Consider the following 14,265-nt stretch of genomic DNA (forward strand, 5'->3'; position numbering starts at 1 on the left):
AAACGGGAGCGCCGCGTCAAGCGGCGCTCCATCCTGTTCGCGCCCTGGAGGTGCCTGGCATGCGCTATCAGCTCAATTTCGACTGGCTGCCGCAATATCTGCCGACCCTGATCGAAGGGATCGGGGTCACCATCTATCTCATTGTGGTGGGCGCCGTTGTCGGCTGTCTGCTCGGTATTGTTTGCGCTTGGACGCGGGCGCTGGGGCCAAAGCCGCTGCGGCCTTTGGTGGGCGCCTATGTCGAGCTGATCCGCAATACGCCATTCATGATCCAGCTCTTCTTCATCTTTTTCGGCCTACCCTCGCTCGGCGTGCAGATGAACCAGTTGCAGGCCGCGAGTCTGGCCATGATCGTCAATCTGGGCGCCTATAGCTGCGAGATCATCCGGGCCGGCATCAATGCCACCCCGCGCGGCCAGTTCGAGGCGGGGGCCAGCCTTGCCATGGGGCGCTTCCAGACCTTCCGCTATATCGTACTGGTTCCGGCGCTGCAGCGGATCTGGCCGGCGCTATCCTCCCAGATCGTCATCGTTATGCTTGGATCGGCCGTGGTGTCCCAGATCGCCGCCGAGGATTTGAGCTATGCAGCCAATTTCATCCAGTCGCGCAATTTTCGGGCTTTTGAGACCTATATCGTCTCGACCCTGATCTACCTGGCCCTCTCGGTGCTGCTGCGCCAGGTGCTGTCCGGGGTCGGTTGGGCCCTGTTTCCCAAGCGAAAGGCGGCACAATGATTGAGTTCACCTTCTGGGACATCCTGCGCAACCTGCTGCTGGCGGCGCGCTGGACCATCCTGCTGTCGCTGGTTTCCTTTGTCGGCGGTGGGCTGGTGGGCCTGCTCATCATGTTCATGCGCGTCAGCCGCAATCGCGTGCTGGCCGGCGTGGCGCGCCTCTATATCGAGATATTCCAGGGCACGCCGCTGCTGATGCAGCTCTTTCTGTCCTTCTTCGGCTTGGCTCTGCTGGGCATGACAGTGCCCGCCTGGCTGGCGGCCGGATTGGCGCTGATCCTGTGGAGTGCTTCCTTCCTTGCCGAAATCTGGCGGGGATGTGTCGAGGCCATTGCCAAGGGGCAGTGGGAAGCCTCGGCCAGCCTGGGCATGGGGCGGCTGCAACAGATGGCCTATGTCATCCTGCCGCAAGCGCTCCGCATCGCCGTGGCGCCCACCGTCGGGTTTTCGGTGCAGGTGGTCAAGGGCACGGCGCTGACCTCCATTATCGGCTTTGTCGAACTGACCAAGGCGGGCACCGCCGTCACCAATGCCACGTTCCAGCCCTTCCTCGTCTATGGGCTCGTGGCGATCATCTATTTTGCTCTGTGCTGGCCATTGTCCAAAAGCAGCCAGTTCCTCGAAAGGAAGCTCAATGCCGCTCATCACCATTGACGGAGTCAAGAAGCGCTTCGGGGACAATGAAGTGCTCAAGGGCATCGATTTCGATATCGAGCGCGGCGAAGTCATCGCCATTATCGGCAAATCGGGATCGGGCAAATCCACCCTTTTGCGCTGCATTAACGGGCTCGAAACCATCGATGAAGGCGCCATTTCGGTGGCGGGAGAGCATGTGCTGACCAGCGAGGCCGCCCTGCGCGCCTTGCGCCTCAAGATCGGCATGATCTTCCAGCAGTTCAATCTCTTCCCCCATCTCACCGCCGGCCGCAATGTCATGCTCTCGCAGATGGTGGTGCGCAAGACCAAGGCGGATGCCGCCGAGGCCATGGCTCGCAAGATGCTGGACCGGGTGGGGCTGGTGCACAAATTCGATGCTTATCCCGATGAGCTGTCCGGCGGCCAGCAGCAACGCGTCGCCATTGCGCGGGCACTCGCCATGGAGCCGATCGGCCTGCTCTGCGATGAGATCACCTCGGCGCTCGACCCCGAACTGGTCAGCGAAGTGCTGGCCGTGGTCAAGGAACTGGCGGGGGAGGGCATGACGCTCGTGATGGTGACCCACGAAATGCGTTTCGCCCGCGATGTCTGCAGTCGCGTCGTATTCATGCATCAGGGCCGGGTGCACGAAATCGGGCCGCCCGAAACCGTCTTCGCCAATCCCGCAACGCCCGAGCTCAAGCAATTCCTGGGCATGCTATAGACATGCAAAACGGGGCCTTCGCGGCCCCGTGTGTCATTGTGGGTACTGCAGTTCAGAAGCCGAAGACGCCGGTGATAGCGGATTGGCCATTGCCGTTCTGCACGCAGGAGCCATTGGTGTTTTCGCCGAACTGGAACAGGCCGCAACTATTGCCATTGCCGTTCTGCTCGATCGTGCCGGTATGGCCGTTGCCTTCCTGCACGATCAGGCCGTGATTGTCCCCGCCATTCTGCAAGATGCCGGCGGCATTGCCGAAGCCGTTCTGGCTGGCATTGGCGCCCGAGCTATTGAGCCCGTGGAACAGGGAATACATTTGCAGGCCCAGTCCGAGCATCCGCGCCTCATCGGGGGCGGTGGGGGCGTAGCTGATGGAGACCTGGCCGGCTGCGCTGGCAGGGGTGGTAATCGCGGCGACGCCGATGGCGGCAGCGACAAGGGCGGCAAGGGTAGTCTTGATGATCTTGGTGGTCATGGCGTCTCTCCTGTTTGTCGTTGGCTGGGTGATCCAGCTGATGGTTTGACTATGCAGGGGAGCGGCTGAACCGATCTGGAGCGCGATATTCACTCGGCGTTCACAGTCCGTGCACCAATTGGGCCAAAGTGCTAACGCAAAAAGGGCTTCAGCGAACTGAAGCCCTTTGGTGCCTGCGATGGCATTTTGATTCAAAGCGTGGTGACAAGCTCCCGATCGCAATCGAATTTCTGGCCATTGGCGGTCACCTCGAACACCAGGTCATATTTGGACCCGGCATTGATCATGACCTTGCCCAGCGAGAGATGGTCATGCGCCGCAGCAGAAAAATTGCCGCCCTGGCTGACATTGCTGCTGCCGCCAGACCCCGAGCTTTGCAGCCGGAACTGGTAGGAGCCATTGACCGCTACATCAGTCCGCAGCGCCCCTTCAAGCATGAGCATGCCGTTCTGGGTGGTCGAGATAATCCCGCACTGAACCGGACCGGCATTGGTGGTTCCGGCCTGTCCGCTGGTGACGGCGAAGGCCGCAAGGCCCAGGCCGAACAAAGCGGGGATGATGCTTAAGCGTTTGTCGAAACTGAGCATTTTTCCGTCTCCCGTTCTAGGATGAAGCCGGAAGGAACAAGCCCTTCCGGCCAAAGGTCATCAGGCATCAGGGGCAGGCCTGGACGAACGCGGTGACATTGCCGGCGCCAGCCTGGTTGACATTGGCGCTGCAGCCATTGCCGACCTGCACGCCGGCGGCGACATTGCCATTGCCGTCCTGGGTCAGGATGGCGGTGTGATTGTCGCCGAACTGGCCGACACCGGCGGCATTATTGTTGCCGTGTTGCCAGGTGTCGCCATAGTTATTGTTGCCCTGCTGGCCGATGGCGCCGACATTGTTGTGGCCGGACTGCTGGCCGACAGCGGTATTCCAGTTGCCGGTCTGGTCGATACCCAGGCTGTTGTTCCAGCCAGCCTGGTTGCCGCCGGCGGCATTGCCGAAGCCCCACTGATTGACCCAGACCCCAGCGGCCATGGCGGGCGCTGCGGTGACGGCGAGCATTGCGGCGATAGCGGTGGTGATGACGATGCGCTTCATTTGACTTCTCCTGTTTGGCGGCGCTCCCTCCGAGCGCTTCTTGCCGATGACTGTTGGTTTAAACAGGCGAGCCGGAACGCTGACTGAACCCCGGATTCAGTTTCCGTTCATTCTCAAGGAAAAGCGCAACGGCGGGGCCTTACCCCAGCGCGATCTCCCGCTCGATGCCGATGGCGTCGAGGAAATCGCGGTCATGGCTGACCACGAGCAGGGCTCCGTCATAGCCGCGCAAACCGGCCTCCACCTCCTCGATGGCGTGGATATCGAGGTGGTTGGTGGGCTCGTCCAGAACCAGCAATTGCGGCGGGTTATTGCCGCCAATGGTGCAGGCTAGCCCGGCACGCAGCGTCTCGCCGCCGCTGAGCGTCCCTACCAATTGCAGCGCCGCATCGGCCCGGAACATGAAGCGGGCCAGCGCTGCCCTCCCGGTATTTTCATCGGCATCGGGATTGAGGCGGCGGAAATTGTCGCGAATGCTGAGGGCCGGGTCGAGCAGGCTCACGGTCTGGTCGAGCAGGGCATAGGGCACCAGGATTCGCACCGTGCCGGAGGTGGGCGGCAGGTCGCCCGTCAGCAGCCGCAGCAGCGTTGTCTTGCCCGAGCCATTGGGACCGGTAATGGCCACGCGCTCTGGCCCGACAATGCTGAACGAGGCGTTGGCGATGATCGGCGCGTCAGCGACAGGCCCGCCGCCCAGGCTATCGATCTGCAACACCGTTCGGCCGGCAGGTAGGCCGGAGGGCGTCAGCGTGACAGAGAGTGGTGTGAGAATTTCGATCTGCGACCTAGCCTCGCTGGCCACTTCCGCCGCTTCGCCACGCAGGCGGTTGGCCAGGCGCGAATTGCCGCCGCTGGTATTTTCCGAGTTCTCCTTCATTCCGCCCAGCATGATGCGCGGAATGCCGCCCTTGGCCGCCTTGCGCTTGCCAGCGCTGTCCTTGCGGGCCTTCTTCTCTGCAATGGCCTGGAGCTTGCGGTCGACCTCGGCCACCTTACGTTCGGCCGAGGCCAGTTGGTGTTCAGCGGAGGCCAGTTCCAGCGCCTTGCGCTCGCTATAATGGTCCCAATTGCCGCCATAGGTTTTGGCCCCGAGGCTGGTCAGCTCGACGATGGCATCCATTTCGCGCAGCAAAGTGCGGTCATGGCTGACCACGATCGCCCCGCCACGCCAGCGATGTAGCAGGTCGGCTATGGCCTGCCGCCCATCAGCGTCGAGATTATTGGTCGGCTCGTCGAGCAGGATCATGTCGGGTTTGGCCAGGATCAACCGCGCCAGCGCCAGCCGTGTGCGTTGGCCGCCACTGAACGTCGATATCAAGCGGCCGGTATCGAGCGCTGGCAGTTGCACGTCGGCCAAGGCCGCCTCGATGCGACCGGGCAGGGACCAATCGGCCTCCCCGGCATCCTCGGCCGTGCCAAGCCCCTGTTCGAGGCGATCCAGCCGCTCGAGTTCATCGATAACGCCCAGATGACCCGCGACTGTTTCAGCGGGGTCGACCTGTACCGATTGTTCCAGCACGCCAAGGGTGCCGGTTACGCTGATCGAGCCGGATGCGGGAGAAAGTTCTCCTGTGATCAGGCGGAGCAGCGTTGATTTGCCCGTGCCGTTGCGGCCGATCAGTCCCCTGCGTTCACTGCCGAAGCTGAGGTCGAGGCCGGTGAAAAGCGGCTGATTATCGGGTGTGGAATAGGAGACTTGGTGCAGCGTGATGGAGGCGGGCATGGACGGATTCCGAATGAGCGATGCGGGCGAGGCAGTCGGTCATCGAGAATTCCATTGGGTACCGTCCGGTCTGTGCTGCGGGTGGGTCGAAAATAGGCAGGGTGATGGAGATGTCAAGTTTTGACGGCTTCTTTGCCCTCAAAGACCTCATGATGAGCCTGTCGAAGCACGTGGTCGCGCGAGTGGAGGCTTGGTAGCCACGACCTCGTCCTTCGACAGCTTCAGGATGAGGTCTACTGGGAGTTTACAGGTCGGAAGCGACGAGGACCGATACCCCTCTGCGCCGTCATTGCCCGGCTTGTCCGAGCAATCCATGCTGCAGCGCGTGCGGTGCGATGGATCACCCGGACAAGCCGGGTGATGACGACGGTGGGTAGGTCGGGGCTAGCACAAACTGATTCCGCCGTCCCGCCTACCGCATTGATCCAACTACAAAATCACCCCAGATACCGCTTCTTCAAATGCGCCTTGAAGAAATCCGCATTGAGCGGCTCACCCGTCGCGCGGGTGATCAGGTCAGGGGTCGACCAGCGCGAGCCCTGGCTCCAGATATTGTCTGAGCGCCATTGGTTGACGCCGGTGAAGTCGCCCTTGCGAATGTCTCCGCGCACCTTTGGCTGCGCCTTTTCCAGCGCTGCCCATTGCTGGGCAGCGATCATGGCGCCCAGGGTATAGCTGGGGAAATAGCCGAAGGCGCCGCCGGGCCAATGCACGTCCTGCATCGGCCCATCCTTGGGGTCGGCCAGGGTGGGGAGGCCCAGATATTCGGTCATCTTGGCGTCCCAGGCCTCTGGGATTTGGCTGGCTTCGAGCTTGCCGTTGACCAGGTCCTGTTCCAGCTCGTAACGCAGGATGACGTGGAGCGGGTAGGTGACCTCGTCGGCATCGACACGGATATAGCCGCGTTCGACATAGTTCACTTCGCTCAGGATATCGGCAATGTCCCAGCCGGGAATGGCGTCTTCGCCCAGATGCAGATGCACCAGGGGCAGGGCGAATTCCCAGAATTCGGGGCTGCGCGCCAGCTGCATTTCCACGAACAGGCTCTGGCTTTCGTGAATGCCCATGCCGCGTGCCTTGCCCAGCGGCCAGTGCGACCACTGCTTGGGCAGACCCTGCTCGTAGAGCGCGTGGCCCGTCTCGTGCAGCACGCCCATCAGCGAAGAGAGGAATTCGTCGGTGCGGTAGCGCGTGGTCATGCGCACATCGGTGGGTACGCCACCGCAGAAGGGGTGGTGCGATACGGCCAGCGAGCCATGGGTGAAATCGAAGCCCACCGCGCGCATGGCGGCCAGGCCAAGCTCGCGCTGCTTCTCGATGGGGTAGGGGCCGTTCAGCGCCTTGCGAGGCCGCTTGGCCAGCCGTTCTTCCTGGACCGCCAGCGCCTCGGGCACGAAGCCCTTGAGGAAGCTCTTGAGGTCCCCGAATACCAGATCGAGATCGGCCGTGCGGTTGCCGGGATCGTATTGCTCCATCAGCGCGTCATAGGGTGCCAGCTTCAGCGCCTCGGCGCGCAATTGGGCTTCCTCGCGCACCAGCGCCACGACGCCTTCGAGCGCGGGCAGGAAGCTGTCCCAGTCATTCTTGGCGCGCAGATCGCGCCAGAGCTGTTCAGAGCGCATGGTAGCGGCCGTGCGGCGCTCGACGAATTCTGTGGGCAGGCAGGTGGCGTTGACATAGCTGCGCTGGAATTCGACCAGCGCCAGCTTCTGGTCTTCCGACTCGACCTCGGTTTCCGCCGCCAAGATCCAATCGGCGATTTCGGGCGCCGTGGATTGGGCGTGGTAGAGCCCAGCCAGGTTCGACATGGCCTCGGCCCGCTTTTCCCCGCCGCCAACGGCCATATGGGTGGCTTCGTCAGCGCCCAGAATGGATAGCGCATGCTCCAGCGCTTCGAGTTTGCGGCCGAGATCGTCGAGTTTCTGGAAAGACATGGGCAGGCTCCAAATTTGCGCCCAGAGGTGTTCCATAGCTCGGCCTTAAGGGCAAGACATGCCCATAAAAGGGGAAAAGGCGCAGCCGGGGAGACTGCGCCTCTGGGGAAGGCCGGATCTGTTCTGGAGCCGGCCAGGCAAGGTCCTTCTGGACCCCGCCGGGAGAGCCCGGCCGCACCATTGGGGGAATGCGCGGCGGGAAACCGGGGAGTGGCGCGCTGCCTAGAAAGGCAGAATGGCGTCCATCACCTGCTGGCCATAGCGGGGCTGCTGAACATCGGTGATCTGGCCGCGGCCGCCGTAGGAAATGCGAGCTTCGGCGATCTTGGCCGAGGGGATGGTGTTGTTGGCGCGGATATCGGAGGGGCGCACGATGCCGGTGACGATCAGGTCGCGAACTTCGAAATTCACCCGCACTTCCTGGCGGCCCTCGATGACCAGATTGCCGTTGGGCAGGATCTGGGTGACGACGGCAGCGACCGAGGTTTCAAGGCTTTCCGAGCGGTTGACGGAGCCAGCGCCCTTATTGGCCATGCCCGAGGTGAAGTCGACGGCAGCGGAGGGATCGATGGCGCCGGCCGAAACGTCCTTGATGGCAGTGCCGAGGATGCCGCCCATGCCGGCGCTGTTGGTGGCGCTGCGGCTGGAATTGGTGACGTTATCGATCTGGGCGCTGTCATTGATGGTCACGACGATGGTCAGGATATCGCCGATGCGGTGGGCGCGCTCATCCTTGAAGAATCCGCGGGCCGAGGTGCGATAGAGCGAATTGGCCTGGTAGGTATCGGCAATGGCTTCGGGCATCGGCATGCGAACCGGCTGGTAGCCGGCGAGGGTCGTGGGATCCTCAATGGCCGTCAGCACCGGGGCCTTGCCCACATTGGCGAGACGATCGGTGGTGGTGCAGGCAACGAGCGAGCCGGTGAGCAGCAGCAGGGCGGAGAGTTTGACGAGCTTCATTTGGGGGCTCCTGAGCTTAGAGGCCGGCAATGGAAAGGGGGGCGGCGCTGACTTCGACGGCGCCGGCAGCAATAGCGGTGGCGTTGATGACGCGCTTGGAGATGAGGTTGAGCACCTGCACTGGCCCGCCGGTGGCGGCGCTGGTAATGGCCTGGCCCTTGACGGTCAGCGTCATCGGGCCCTTGCGGAAATAGATGGTGACCAGCTGGTTCTTGGCGATCAGTTGGGGCACTGCCACATCTGATGGCTTGAGCATCATGCCCTCGCGGGTCTGGCGCGTCAGCGCCATGCCCACCAGCTGGTTGAGCTGGGCAATCCCGGCCGTATCGGCAAAGCGCAGTGCCACGGGGCGCATTTGGATATCGTCGGCCGACAGTACGGCACCGGCGGGCAGGCTGGCCTTGAGATGGGGCGCCTCGATCATCAATTCGATCGTGCCGGCGACGTCGAGCGGCTGGGCTTCCCCGGCAATGGCGAAGCGGGCGGTGAAGGTGCCTGTGCCCGGCAGGTAGCGCAGGCTGATAATGCTGGCAGGTTCGGCAACCGGCTCGGCGTTGAACGGGGCGATCCGCGTGTTGAACAGCATGTCGGCCGTCATGCCATCGGTGATGATGCCGCGCTGGCGCAGATCGGCGGTGATCAGTGCAATCAGGCTTGCTTCGTCCACGACGCTGCTGGCGCGGGTCACGCGGCTGGCGGTGACGCCGCTATTGTCGAACCCGGTAATGCCAACCCGCGCGGCGGCGGCGGTGATATCGGCCAGCGGCACCAGCCCGCTGGTGCCCGGCTTGGGCGAACGGAACAGGGGCTGCTCGGCATCGATCCCGGCGTCCTCGAACATGTCGCCCACCGTGACCACAGCGGCTGAAACGACGATGTCGGTCTTGAGCACGGGCGCGGCAAAGGCGGTGCCGATCAGCAATGTGGTGGCGAGAGCGGCAAGCAATGTGCGGGTCATCTGGGCTCTCCCTTAGCGAAGTTGGCTCGTGGCCTGCATCATCGTGTCGGCGCCCGAGATAATGCGTGCATTCATCTCGTAGGCGCGTTGGGCCGCGATGAGGTCGGCGATTTCGGTGACCGAATTGACATTGGCCATTTCGAGATAGTTCTGCAGCAAATTGCCGGTGCCGTCCCGATTGGGCAGTTCCACCTGGGCCGGGCCGCTGGCGGCAGTTTCGATGAACAGGTTATCGCCCAGCGATTCAAGGCCCGACTTGTTGACGAAGCGGGCGAGCTGGAGCTGCCCCAGTTCGGTCGGGGTGGCGTCATTGTTGAGATAGGCTTCGACCACGCCATCGGCCGAGATCGATACCGAAGTGGCCGTGCCCGGAATGGTGATATTGGGTTCGATGGCGTAACCGCTCGAATTGACCAGCGTGCCCTCGGCGCTGCGCTCGAACGAGCCGTCACGGGTATAGCCGGTGCGGCCATCGGGCATGGTGACCATGAAGAAACCCTCGCCGCGAATGGCGACGTCGAGTTCGCGTTCGGTCATGTTCACATTGCCCTGGCTCATCACGCGGGGCGTGGAGACGGTGCGCACGCCCGAACCGATCTCGAGGCCCGCCGGCAGCATGGTGCCCTGGTCCGAGGTCTGCGAACCGGCGCGAGTGATCTGCTGGTAGAGCAGGTCCTGGAATTCGGCGCGCTGGCGCTTGTAGCCAGTGGTGCGCATGTTGGCGATATTGTTGGAGATGACTTCGACGTTGCGTTCCTGAGCGCTCATGCCGGTCGATGCGATGTAGAGGGCTTTCATGGCTTTTCCTCAGGACTTAAGCGTTGGCATCGCCGAGACGCTGAATGGCCGAGCGACGGAGCTCGTCCTGTTTCTGCGTCAGCGAGGCGATGGATTCGTAGGAGCGGGTGACGCGGATCATCTCGGCCATTTCGGAGACGCCCGACACGTTGGAGCGTTCGACAAAGCCCTGCATCGCGCTGGTATTGGTGGCTGCCACGGGCGTGCCGCCGGCATAGAGATTGGAGCCTTCGCGGGTCAGGTCCTGCACATTGGCGAATTCGACCAGGCGCAGCCGGTCCTTGGGGCCGGTGCTGGAGCTGACCGAGCCGTCGGCGGCAATCTCGATGCCGCTTTCTTCGGGGCCGAACTGGATCGGGCCGCCTTCGCCGAGTACCGGGTTGCCGTTGAGATCGACCAGCGTGCCGCTATTGCTGATCTGGAAGGAGCCGGACTTGGTCCAGCGCTCGCCGCCACCGGTCTGCACCGCAAAGAAGCCGTCGCCGTTGAGCGCGACATCGAGTTCGTTGCCGGTCTGCACCATGGCGCCGCCCGACATGTCATGCATCGTCGCCCAGTCCTGCACATAGGAGAGCGGCTGGTTGATGGTCGGGAAATCCTGGTCGCGGGCGACCGGCATGATATATTCTTCAAACAGCAGGTTTTCGGCCTTGAAGCCGGTGGTGTTGATGTTGGCCATGTTGTTGGCCACCACATCCATCTGCCGCTGTAGCGCGATCTGCCTGCTGAGGCTGATCAGTTGCGCGTTTCCGATCATCGCTGATCCCCGGTGTTAACGTCCCCGAAGCCGCCGACTTCCCCAAGCCTTGGCCTCGCCGTTTACACTGCAGAAACCATGCCAAGTCGGAAAATTTAATAAAATCAGATGGATAGGATTTTGGGGTACTTAGCCCTGCCGGGTTAGCCTTTCCCCTTGCGGCAAAAGCTGCCCGGCAAATTTTGCCGCTTTGGGTGCATTTGTAACCGATCGTTAACCATCCGGCGCTTAGCTGGACGCAGAGCCGGAATCGTCCGGAATTCCTCGTGTTTGGCAGGTTGGCATGGTCGCTGAAGCAGAAGCCGGTGAAAGCGCCGCCCGCAAGAAGGGGATACCCAGGCTCTTTCTCATCATCGGGGCCGCCGCCGTGGTCGTGCTGCTGGGCGGGGCAGGCCTATATTATTTCCTCTCTTCGGGAAGCTCTGCCGAGGGCGCCGGCGATAGCCATGGCGCCACTGCGGCGACGCCGACCTTTATTTTCAATCTGCCGCCGATGACGGTCAATCTCAGCAATGAGGCCGGCGGGGAATCCTTCATGCGGCTCACCATTGCGCTTGAAGTCGCCAATCAGGAGGTGATGACCGCCATCCAGCCGAGCCTGGCCAAGGTGACCGATGCGTTCCAGGTCTATCTGCGCGAGCTGCGCAAGAGCGACCTTGAAGGCTCCGCCGGCATTTACCGTCTCAAGGAAGAGCTGACACGCCGCGTCAATGTCGCGATCTATCCGCAGCGTGTCGAGAGCATCCTGTTCAAGGAAATCCTGGTGCAGTGATGGCTGGACCAACCGATCAAGACAAGCTGTCGGAAAACTGGGACCTCGACGCCGCCTCGGGCAAGTCCGAGGAAGCGCGCGCTGCCGAAGCCGCTGCCGAATGGGCGGCGATGATCGAAGGCGCGGCGGGCGACGGTGAAGATAGCGGCGACCGCGTCCTCAACCAGGATGAAATCGATAGCCTGCTCGGGTTTGATGCCAGCGTGGGCAGCAATGTCGAGCTGACGGGCGTGCAAGCGCTGATCAATTCGGCGCTGGTCAGCTATGAACGCCTGCCCATGCTCGAAATCGTCTTCGACCGCCTGGTGCGGCTGACGACGACCTCGCTGCGCAATTTCACCTCGGACAATGTCGAAGTCACGCTCGACTCGATCTCCTCCGTCCGCTTCGGCGATTATCTCAATTCCATCCCGCTGCCGGCGATCCTTTCGGTCATTCGGGCCGAGGAATGGGAAAATTACGGGCTGTTGACCGTCGATTCCTCGCTGATCTATTCGATGATTGACGTGCTGCTGGGCGGCCGTCGCGTCGGCGGCAATATCCGCGTCGAAGGCCGGCCCTATACGACCATCGAACTAGCGCTGGCCCGGCGGATGATCGAGGTCATTCTCGACGATACCCACCGCGCGTTCGAACCGGTGACGCAGGTCAATTTCAAGCTCGAGCGCATGGAAACCAATCCGCGCTTCGCCGCGATTTCCCGGCCGGGCAATGCCGCCATCCTGATCGAGCTGCGCATCGAAATGGACGATCGCGGCGGCAAGATTGAAATCCTCTTGCCCTACGCCACGATCGAACCGATCCGCGAACAGCTGCTGCAGATGTTCATGGGTGAAAAATTCGGCCGCGACCCGATCTGGGAAGGCCATCTGGCCACCGAAATCTATTCGGCCGATGTCGAGATCGAGGCGGTGCTGCACGAGCAGGAATTGCCGCTGTCGCGCGTACTCAATCTCAAGACCGGCGACATGGTGATGTTCGAGCGCACGCCCGCCGACCCGGTGCGCCTGCGCTGCGGCGATGTGGAACTCACCGAGGCTATTATGGGCCATATCGGCAATCATGTTTCGGTACGGGTTACCCACCCGCTCAATCCGCCCAAGGTCACCATGGCGGCCTTTGAGGAACTCGACGACACAGTGGAAGGACGATGATGTTCGGTTTGCCCCTCGGGATATTCGTGGAAGGCGCGGTTGCCGTACTTCTGGCTCTGACCATCGGCTATTGCATGGTCCTCAATCAGCGCCTCAAGCGGCTGCATGCCGACAAGGACGTGATGCGCCAGATGGTGGCGGACCTGGTGGGCGCTACCAATCTCGCCAATCAGGCGATCAAGGAGCTCAAGCAGACCGCGGTGGAGGCCGATCTGGCGCTCAATTCCCGCCTTGAGGAAGCCGAGCGTTTCGGCATCGAACTGGCCAATCACGTTTCCTCCGGTACCGCCGTGATGGAGCGTATCGCCAAGATCACCAGCGTCGCCCGGCAGAGCCAGGCTGCCGAGCCTGAAGAACGGCCCAACAAGGTGCAGTCGGCGCTCGAGCAACTGTCCTCCCGCGTCCGCAATCGTGGGGTTGCCGCGTGAAAACGGTTCGCCTGCTTCCTGTCGTGGTCATGGCAGTTGCGGCCCTCCTGGTGTTCAAGACCATTGGTCTGGTCACCAATGGCGGCTATGTACTCGCCGGCGTGACCACTGCGCGGGCGGCAGGCGCTACCGGCGGCGAAGCTGCGCCAAACCAGGCGGGCGAACCCACCCTCGATGATTCTGCGCCGACGCTGTCCGACACGGCCCCGACTTTGGGGGCGCCTGACACCGCAGCGGGCGGTCACGGTGAGCCAGTTCCGGCCGAGAGCCCTGCGGCCGATCATGCCACGCCGGTATCCGCGACCTCGGGCGACAATTGCGTCGCCGTCGATGCCGAGTTGAAAGAAAACGGTTCGGTGACGAGGACAGCCCCAGCCGCCACTGGCCATGGCGAAGCTGGCCCTGCCGAGGGTGCCGCCGAGGCGGGCACCAGCAGCTTTGTGGATTCGATGGCGCTGGATTGTTTCCCCTCGGGCGACGCCGTGCCGATGCAGGTCAATGCCAGTGGTGTCCCCGTGCCCATGACCGATGTGCAGGGCGGCTCGGCCACGCAAGACAGCATCCTGCAATCGCTGGCGGCGCGCCGCACCGAGCTCGAAGCCTACGAGAAAGACCTGGCCCTGCGTGCCTCTTTGGTGGATGCCGCCGAAAAGCGCGTGGCCGAGCGGCAGACGACGCTGGAGGCGCTTGAAGCGCAGATTTCCGCGTTGGTCGATCAGCGCCAGGAGATGGAAGCGGGGCAATTTGCTGGCATCGTGGCTATGTACGAGGCCATGAAGCCGCGCGACGCCGCCAATATTTTCAATGCCTTGGAGATGGATGTGCTGCTGCGCGTCGCCAAGACCATGAACCCGCGCAAGATGTCGCCTATCCTGGCTGCTATGGATGCCACCCGGGCGCAGGAGCTCACCGTGCGCATGGCCGCGCTGGCCGATCAACCGGCTGCCGAGATGACGCCGGATGATCTGGCGGCACTGCCTCAGATCGTTGGTCAATAGGGCTTTGTCCATATTGGAGTAAGCCGCCGTTAAGCCCGGCGCGCTATGGGTTACCAATAAGAGTTTGTGTAACCCACGTGTTTTCATGGTCCCGGCAAGAATAGCCGGTGCCGAAGACTCGTCAGAGTGCGT

Annotated in this window: 16 protein-coding genes; 7 read left to right on the forward strand and 9 right to left on the reverse strand. The window is 62.5% G+C overall.

Annotation, left to right across the window (positions count from 1 at the left end; all coding sequences use genetic code 11):
• Positions 1-59 precede the first annotated feature (59 nt).
• Genes FF80_RS06935 through FF80_RS06945 form a run of 3 tightly spaced genes read left to right on the forward strand, consistent with a single transcriptional unit; the run spans position 60 to position 2,093 of the window.
• Positions 60-734, forward strand: a complete 675-nt coding sequence (locus FF80_RS06935) for an amino acid ABC transporter permease (protein WP_035098892.1) — start codon at positions 60-62, stop codon at positions 732-734.
• Complete coding sequence (locus tag FF80_RS06940) at positions 731-1,387, forward strand: amino acid ABC transporter permease (RefSeq protein WP_035098894.1); 657 nt, start codon at positions 731-733, stop codon at positions 1,385-1,387. Before FF80_RS06935 ends, FF80_RS06940 begins: the two co-directional genes overlap by 4 nt.
• Entirely contained in the window at positions 1,368-2,093 is a 726-nt protein-coding gene (locus FF80_RS06945) for an amino acid ABC transporter ATP-binding protein (protein ID WP_035098896.1), read from the forward strand. The genes FF80_RS06940 and FF80_RS06945 overlap by 20 nt, the downstream gene beginning before the upstream one ends.
• A 52-nt stretch (positions 2,094-2,145) precedes the next feature.
• On the opposite strand, the gene FF80_RS06950 is transcribed toward FF80_RS06945, so the two are convergent.
• The 9 genes from FF80_RS06950 to flgF form a co-directional block, all read right to left on the reverse strand.
• On the reverse strand, positions 2,146-2,565 hold the full coding sequence (locus tag FF80_RS06950) for a hypothetical protein (protein WP_035098898.1): 420 nt from the start codon (positions 2,563-2,565) through the stop codon (positions 2,146-2,148).
• A gap of 191 nt (positions 2,566-2,756) precedes the next feature.
• On the reverse strand, positions 2,757-3,152 hold the full coding sequence (csgH, locus tag FF80_RS06955; RefSeq protein WP_035098900.1) for a curli-like amyloid fiber formation chaperone CsgH: 396 nt from the start codon (positions 3,150-3,152) through the stop codon (positions 2,757-2,759).
• 67 nt (positions 3,153-3,219) lie between these two features.
• A complete protein-coding gene (locus FF80_RS06960; RefSeq protein WP_035098901.1) occupies positions 3,220-3,651 on the reverse strand; it encodes a curlin in 432 nt (143 codons plus the stop codon).
• A gap of 139 nt (positions 3,652-3,790) precedes the next feature.
• Positions 3,791-5,374: an ABC-F family ATP-binding cassette domain-containing protein gene (locus FF80_RS06965; RefSeq protein ID WP_035098902.1), complete on the reverse strand. Its 1,584-nt coding sequence runs from the start codon at positions 5,372-5,374 to the stop codon at positions 3,791-3,793.
• Between the two features lie 437 nt (positions 5,375-5,811).
• Entirely contained in the window at positions 5,812-7,308 is a 1,497-nt protein-coding gene (locus FF80_RS06970) for a carboxypeptidase M32 (protein ID WP_035098903.1), read from the reverse strand.
• 222 nt (positions 7,309-7,530) lie between these two features.
• On the reverse strand, positions 7,531-8,268 hold the full coding sequence (gene flgH / locus FF80_RS06975; protein WP_035098904.1) for a flagellar basal body L-ring protein FlgH: 738 nt from the start codon (positions 8,266-8,268) through the stop codon (positions 7,531-7,533).
• A gap of 16 nt (positions 8,269-8,284) precedes the next feature.
• The gene (gene flgA / locus FF80_RS06980) at positions 8,285-9,226 is read right to left on the reverse strand and encodes a flagellar basal body P-ring formation chaperone FlgA (protein WP_035098905.1); all 942 of its coding nucleotides are present in this window, start codon (positions 9,224-9,226) and stop codon (positions 8,285-8,287) included.
• 12 nt (positions 9,227-9,238) lie between these two features.
• Positions 9,239-10,024, reverse strand: coding sequence for a flagellar basal-body rod protein FlgG (gene flgG, locus FF80_RS06985; RefSeq protein ID WP_035098906.1), 786 nt, complete (start codon positions 10,022-10,024; stop codon positions 9,239-9,241).
• Between the two features lie 16 nt (positions 10,025-10,040).
• Complete coding sequence (gene flgF, locus FF80_RS06990) at positions 10,041-10,781, reverse strand: flagellar basal-body rod protein FlgF (RefSeq protein WP_348270317.1); 741 nt, start codon at positions 10,779-10,781, stop codon at positions 10,041-10,043.
• A 283-nt stretch (positions 10,782-11,064) separates the two neighbouring features.
• On the opposite strand from flgF, the gene FF80_RS06995 reads away from it, so the two are divergent.
• The 4 genes from FF80_RS06995 to FF80_RS20875 are packed head-to-tail and all read left to right on the forward strand — an operon-like array spanning position 11,065 to position 14,133.
• Entirely contained in the window at positions 11,065-11,553 is a 489-nt protein-coding gene (locus FF80_RS06995; protein ID WP_035098907.1) for a flagellar basal body-associated FliL family protein, read from the forward strand.
• Positions 11,553-12,707, forward strand: a complete 1,155-nt coding sequence (fliM, locus tag FF80_RS07000; protein ID WP_035098908.1) for a flagellar motor switch protein FliM — start codon at positions 11,553-11,555, stop codon at positions 12,705-12,707. The genes FF80_RS06995 and fliM overlap by 1 nt, the downstream gene beginning before the upstream one ends.
• Positions 12,707-13,135 carry a DUF6468 domain-containing protein gene (locus FF80_RS07005; RefSeq protein WP_035098909.1) on the forward strand — a complete coding sequence of 143 codons (429 nt, stop codon included), beginning with the start codon at positions 12,707-12,709 and terminating at the stop codon, positions 13,133-13,135. The genes fliM and FF80_RS07005 overlap by 1 nt, the downstream gene beginning before the upstream one ends.
• Entirely contained in the window at positions 13,132-14,133 is a 1,002-nt protein-coding gene (locus tag FF80_RS20875) for a hypothetical protein (RefSeq protein WP_152558296.1), read from the forward strand. The genes FF80_RS07005 and FF80_RS20875 overlap by 4 nt, the downstream gene beginning before the upstream one ends.
• Positions 14,134-14,265 lie beyond the last annotated feature (132 nt).

The organism is Devosia sp. LC5, from assembly GCF_000735585.1.
In the GTDB taxonomy this organism is placed as follows: Bacteria; Pseudomonadota; Alphaproteobacteria; order Rhizobiales; family Devosiaceae; genus Devosia.

Bases quoted from the DNA above. Each gene is read 5' to 3' on its own strand.
- FF80_RS07005 (WP_035098909.1), top strand. From the start codon at position 12,707: ATGTTCGGTTTGCCCCTCGGGATATTCGTGGAAGGCGCGGTTGCCGTA.
- csgH (WP_035098900.1), bottom strand. From the start codon at position 3,152: ATGCTCAGTTTCGACAAACGCTTAAGCATCATCCCCGCTTTGTTCGGC.
- FF80_RS06965 (WP_035098902.1), bottom strand. From the start codon at position 5,374: ATGCCCGCCTCCATCACGCTGCACCAAGTCTCCTATTCCACACCCGAT.
- FF80_RS06945 (WP_035098896.1), top strand. From the start codon at position 1,368: ATGCCGCTCATCACCATTGACGGAGTCAAGAAGCGCTTCGGGGACAAT.
- flgF (WP_348270317.1), bottom strand. From the start codon at position 10,781: ATGATCGGAAACGCGCAACTGATCAGCCTCAGCAGGCAGATCGCGCTA.
- FF80_RS06935 (WP_035098892.1), top strand. From the start codon at position 60: ATGCGCTATCAGCTCAATTTCGACTGGCTGCCGCAATATCTGCCGACC.
- FF80_RS06940 (WP_035098894.1), top strand. From the start codon at position 731: ATGATTGAGTTCACCTTCTGGGACATCCTGCGCAACCTGCTGCTGGCG.
- flgH (WP_035098904.1), bottom strand. From the start codon at position 8,268: ATGAAGCTCGTCAAACTCTCCGCCCTGCTGCTGCTCACCGGCTCGCTC.
- fliM (WP_035098908.1), top strand. From the start codon at position 11,553: ATGGCTGGACCAACCGATCAAGACAAGCTGTCGGAAAACTGGGACCTC.
- FF80_RS06960 (WP_035098901.1), bottom strand. From the start codon at position 3,651: ATGAAGCGCATCGTCATCACCACCGCTATCGCCGCAATGCTCGCCGTC.
- FF80_RS06995 (WP_035098907.1), top strand. From the start codon at position 11,065: ATGGTCGCTGAAGCAGAAGCCGGTGAAAGCGCCGCCCGCAAGAAGGGG.
- flgA (WP_035098905.1), bottom strand. From the start codon at position 9,226: ATGACCCGCACATTGCTTGCCGCTCTCGCCACCACATTGCTGATCGGC.
- FF80_RS06950 (WP_035098898.1), bottom strand. From the start codon at position 2,565: ATGACCACCAAGATCATCAAGACTACCCTTGCCGCCCTTGTCGCTGCC.
- flgG (WP_035098906.1), bottom strand. From the start codon at position 10,024: ATGAAAGCCCTCTACATCGCATCGACCGGCATGAGCGCTCAGGAACGC.
- FF80_RS06970 (WP_035098903.1), bottom strand. From the start codon at position 7,308: ATGTCTTTCCAGAAACTCGACGATCTCGGCCGCAAACTCGAAGCGCTG.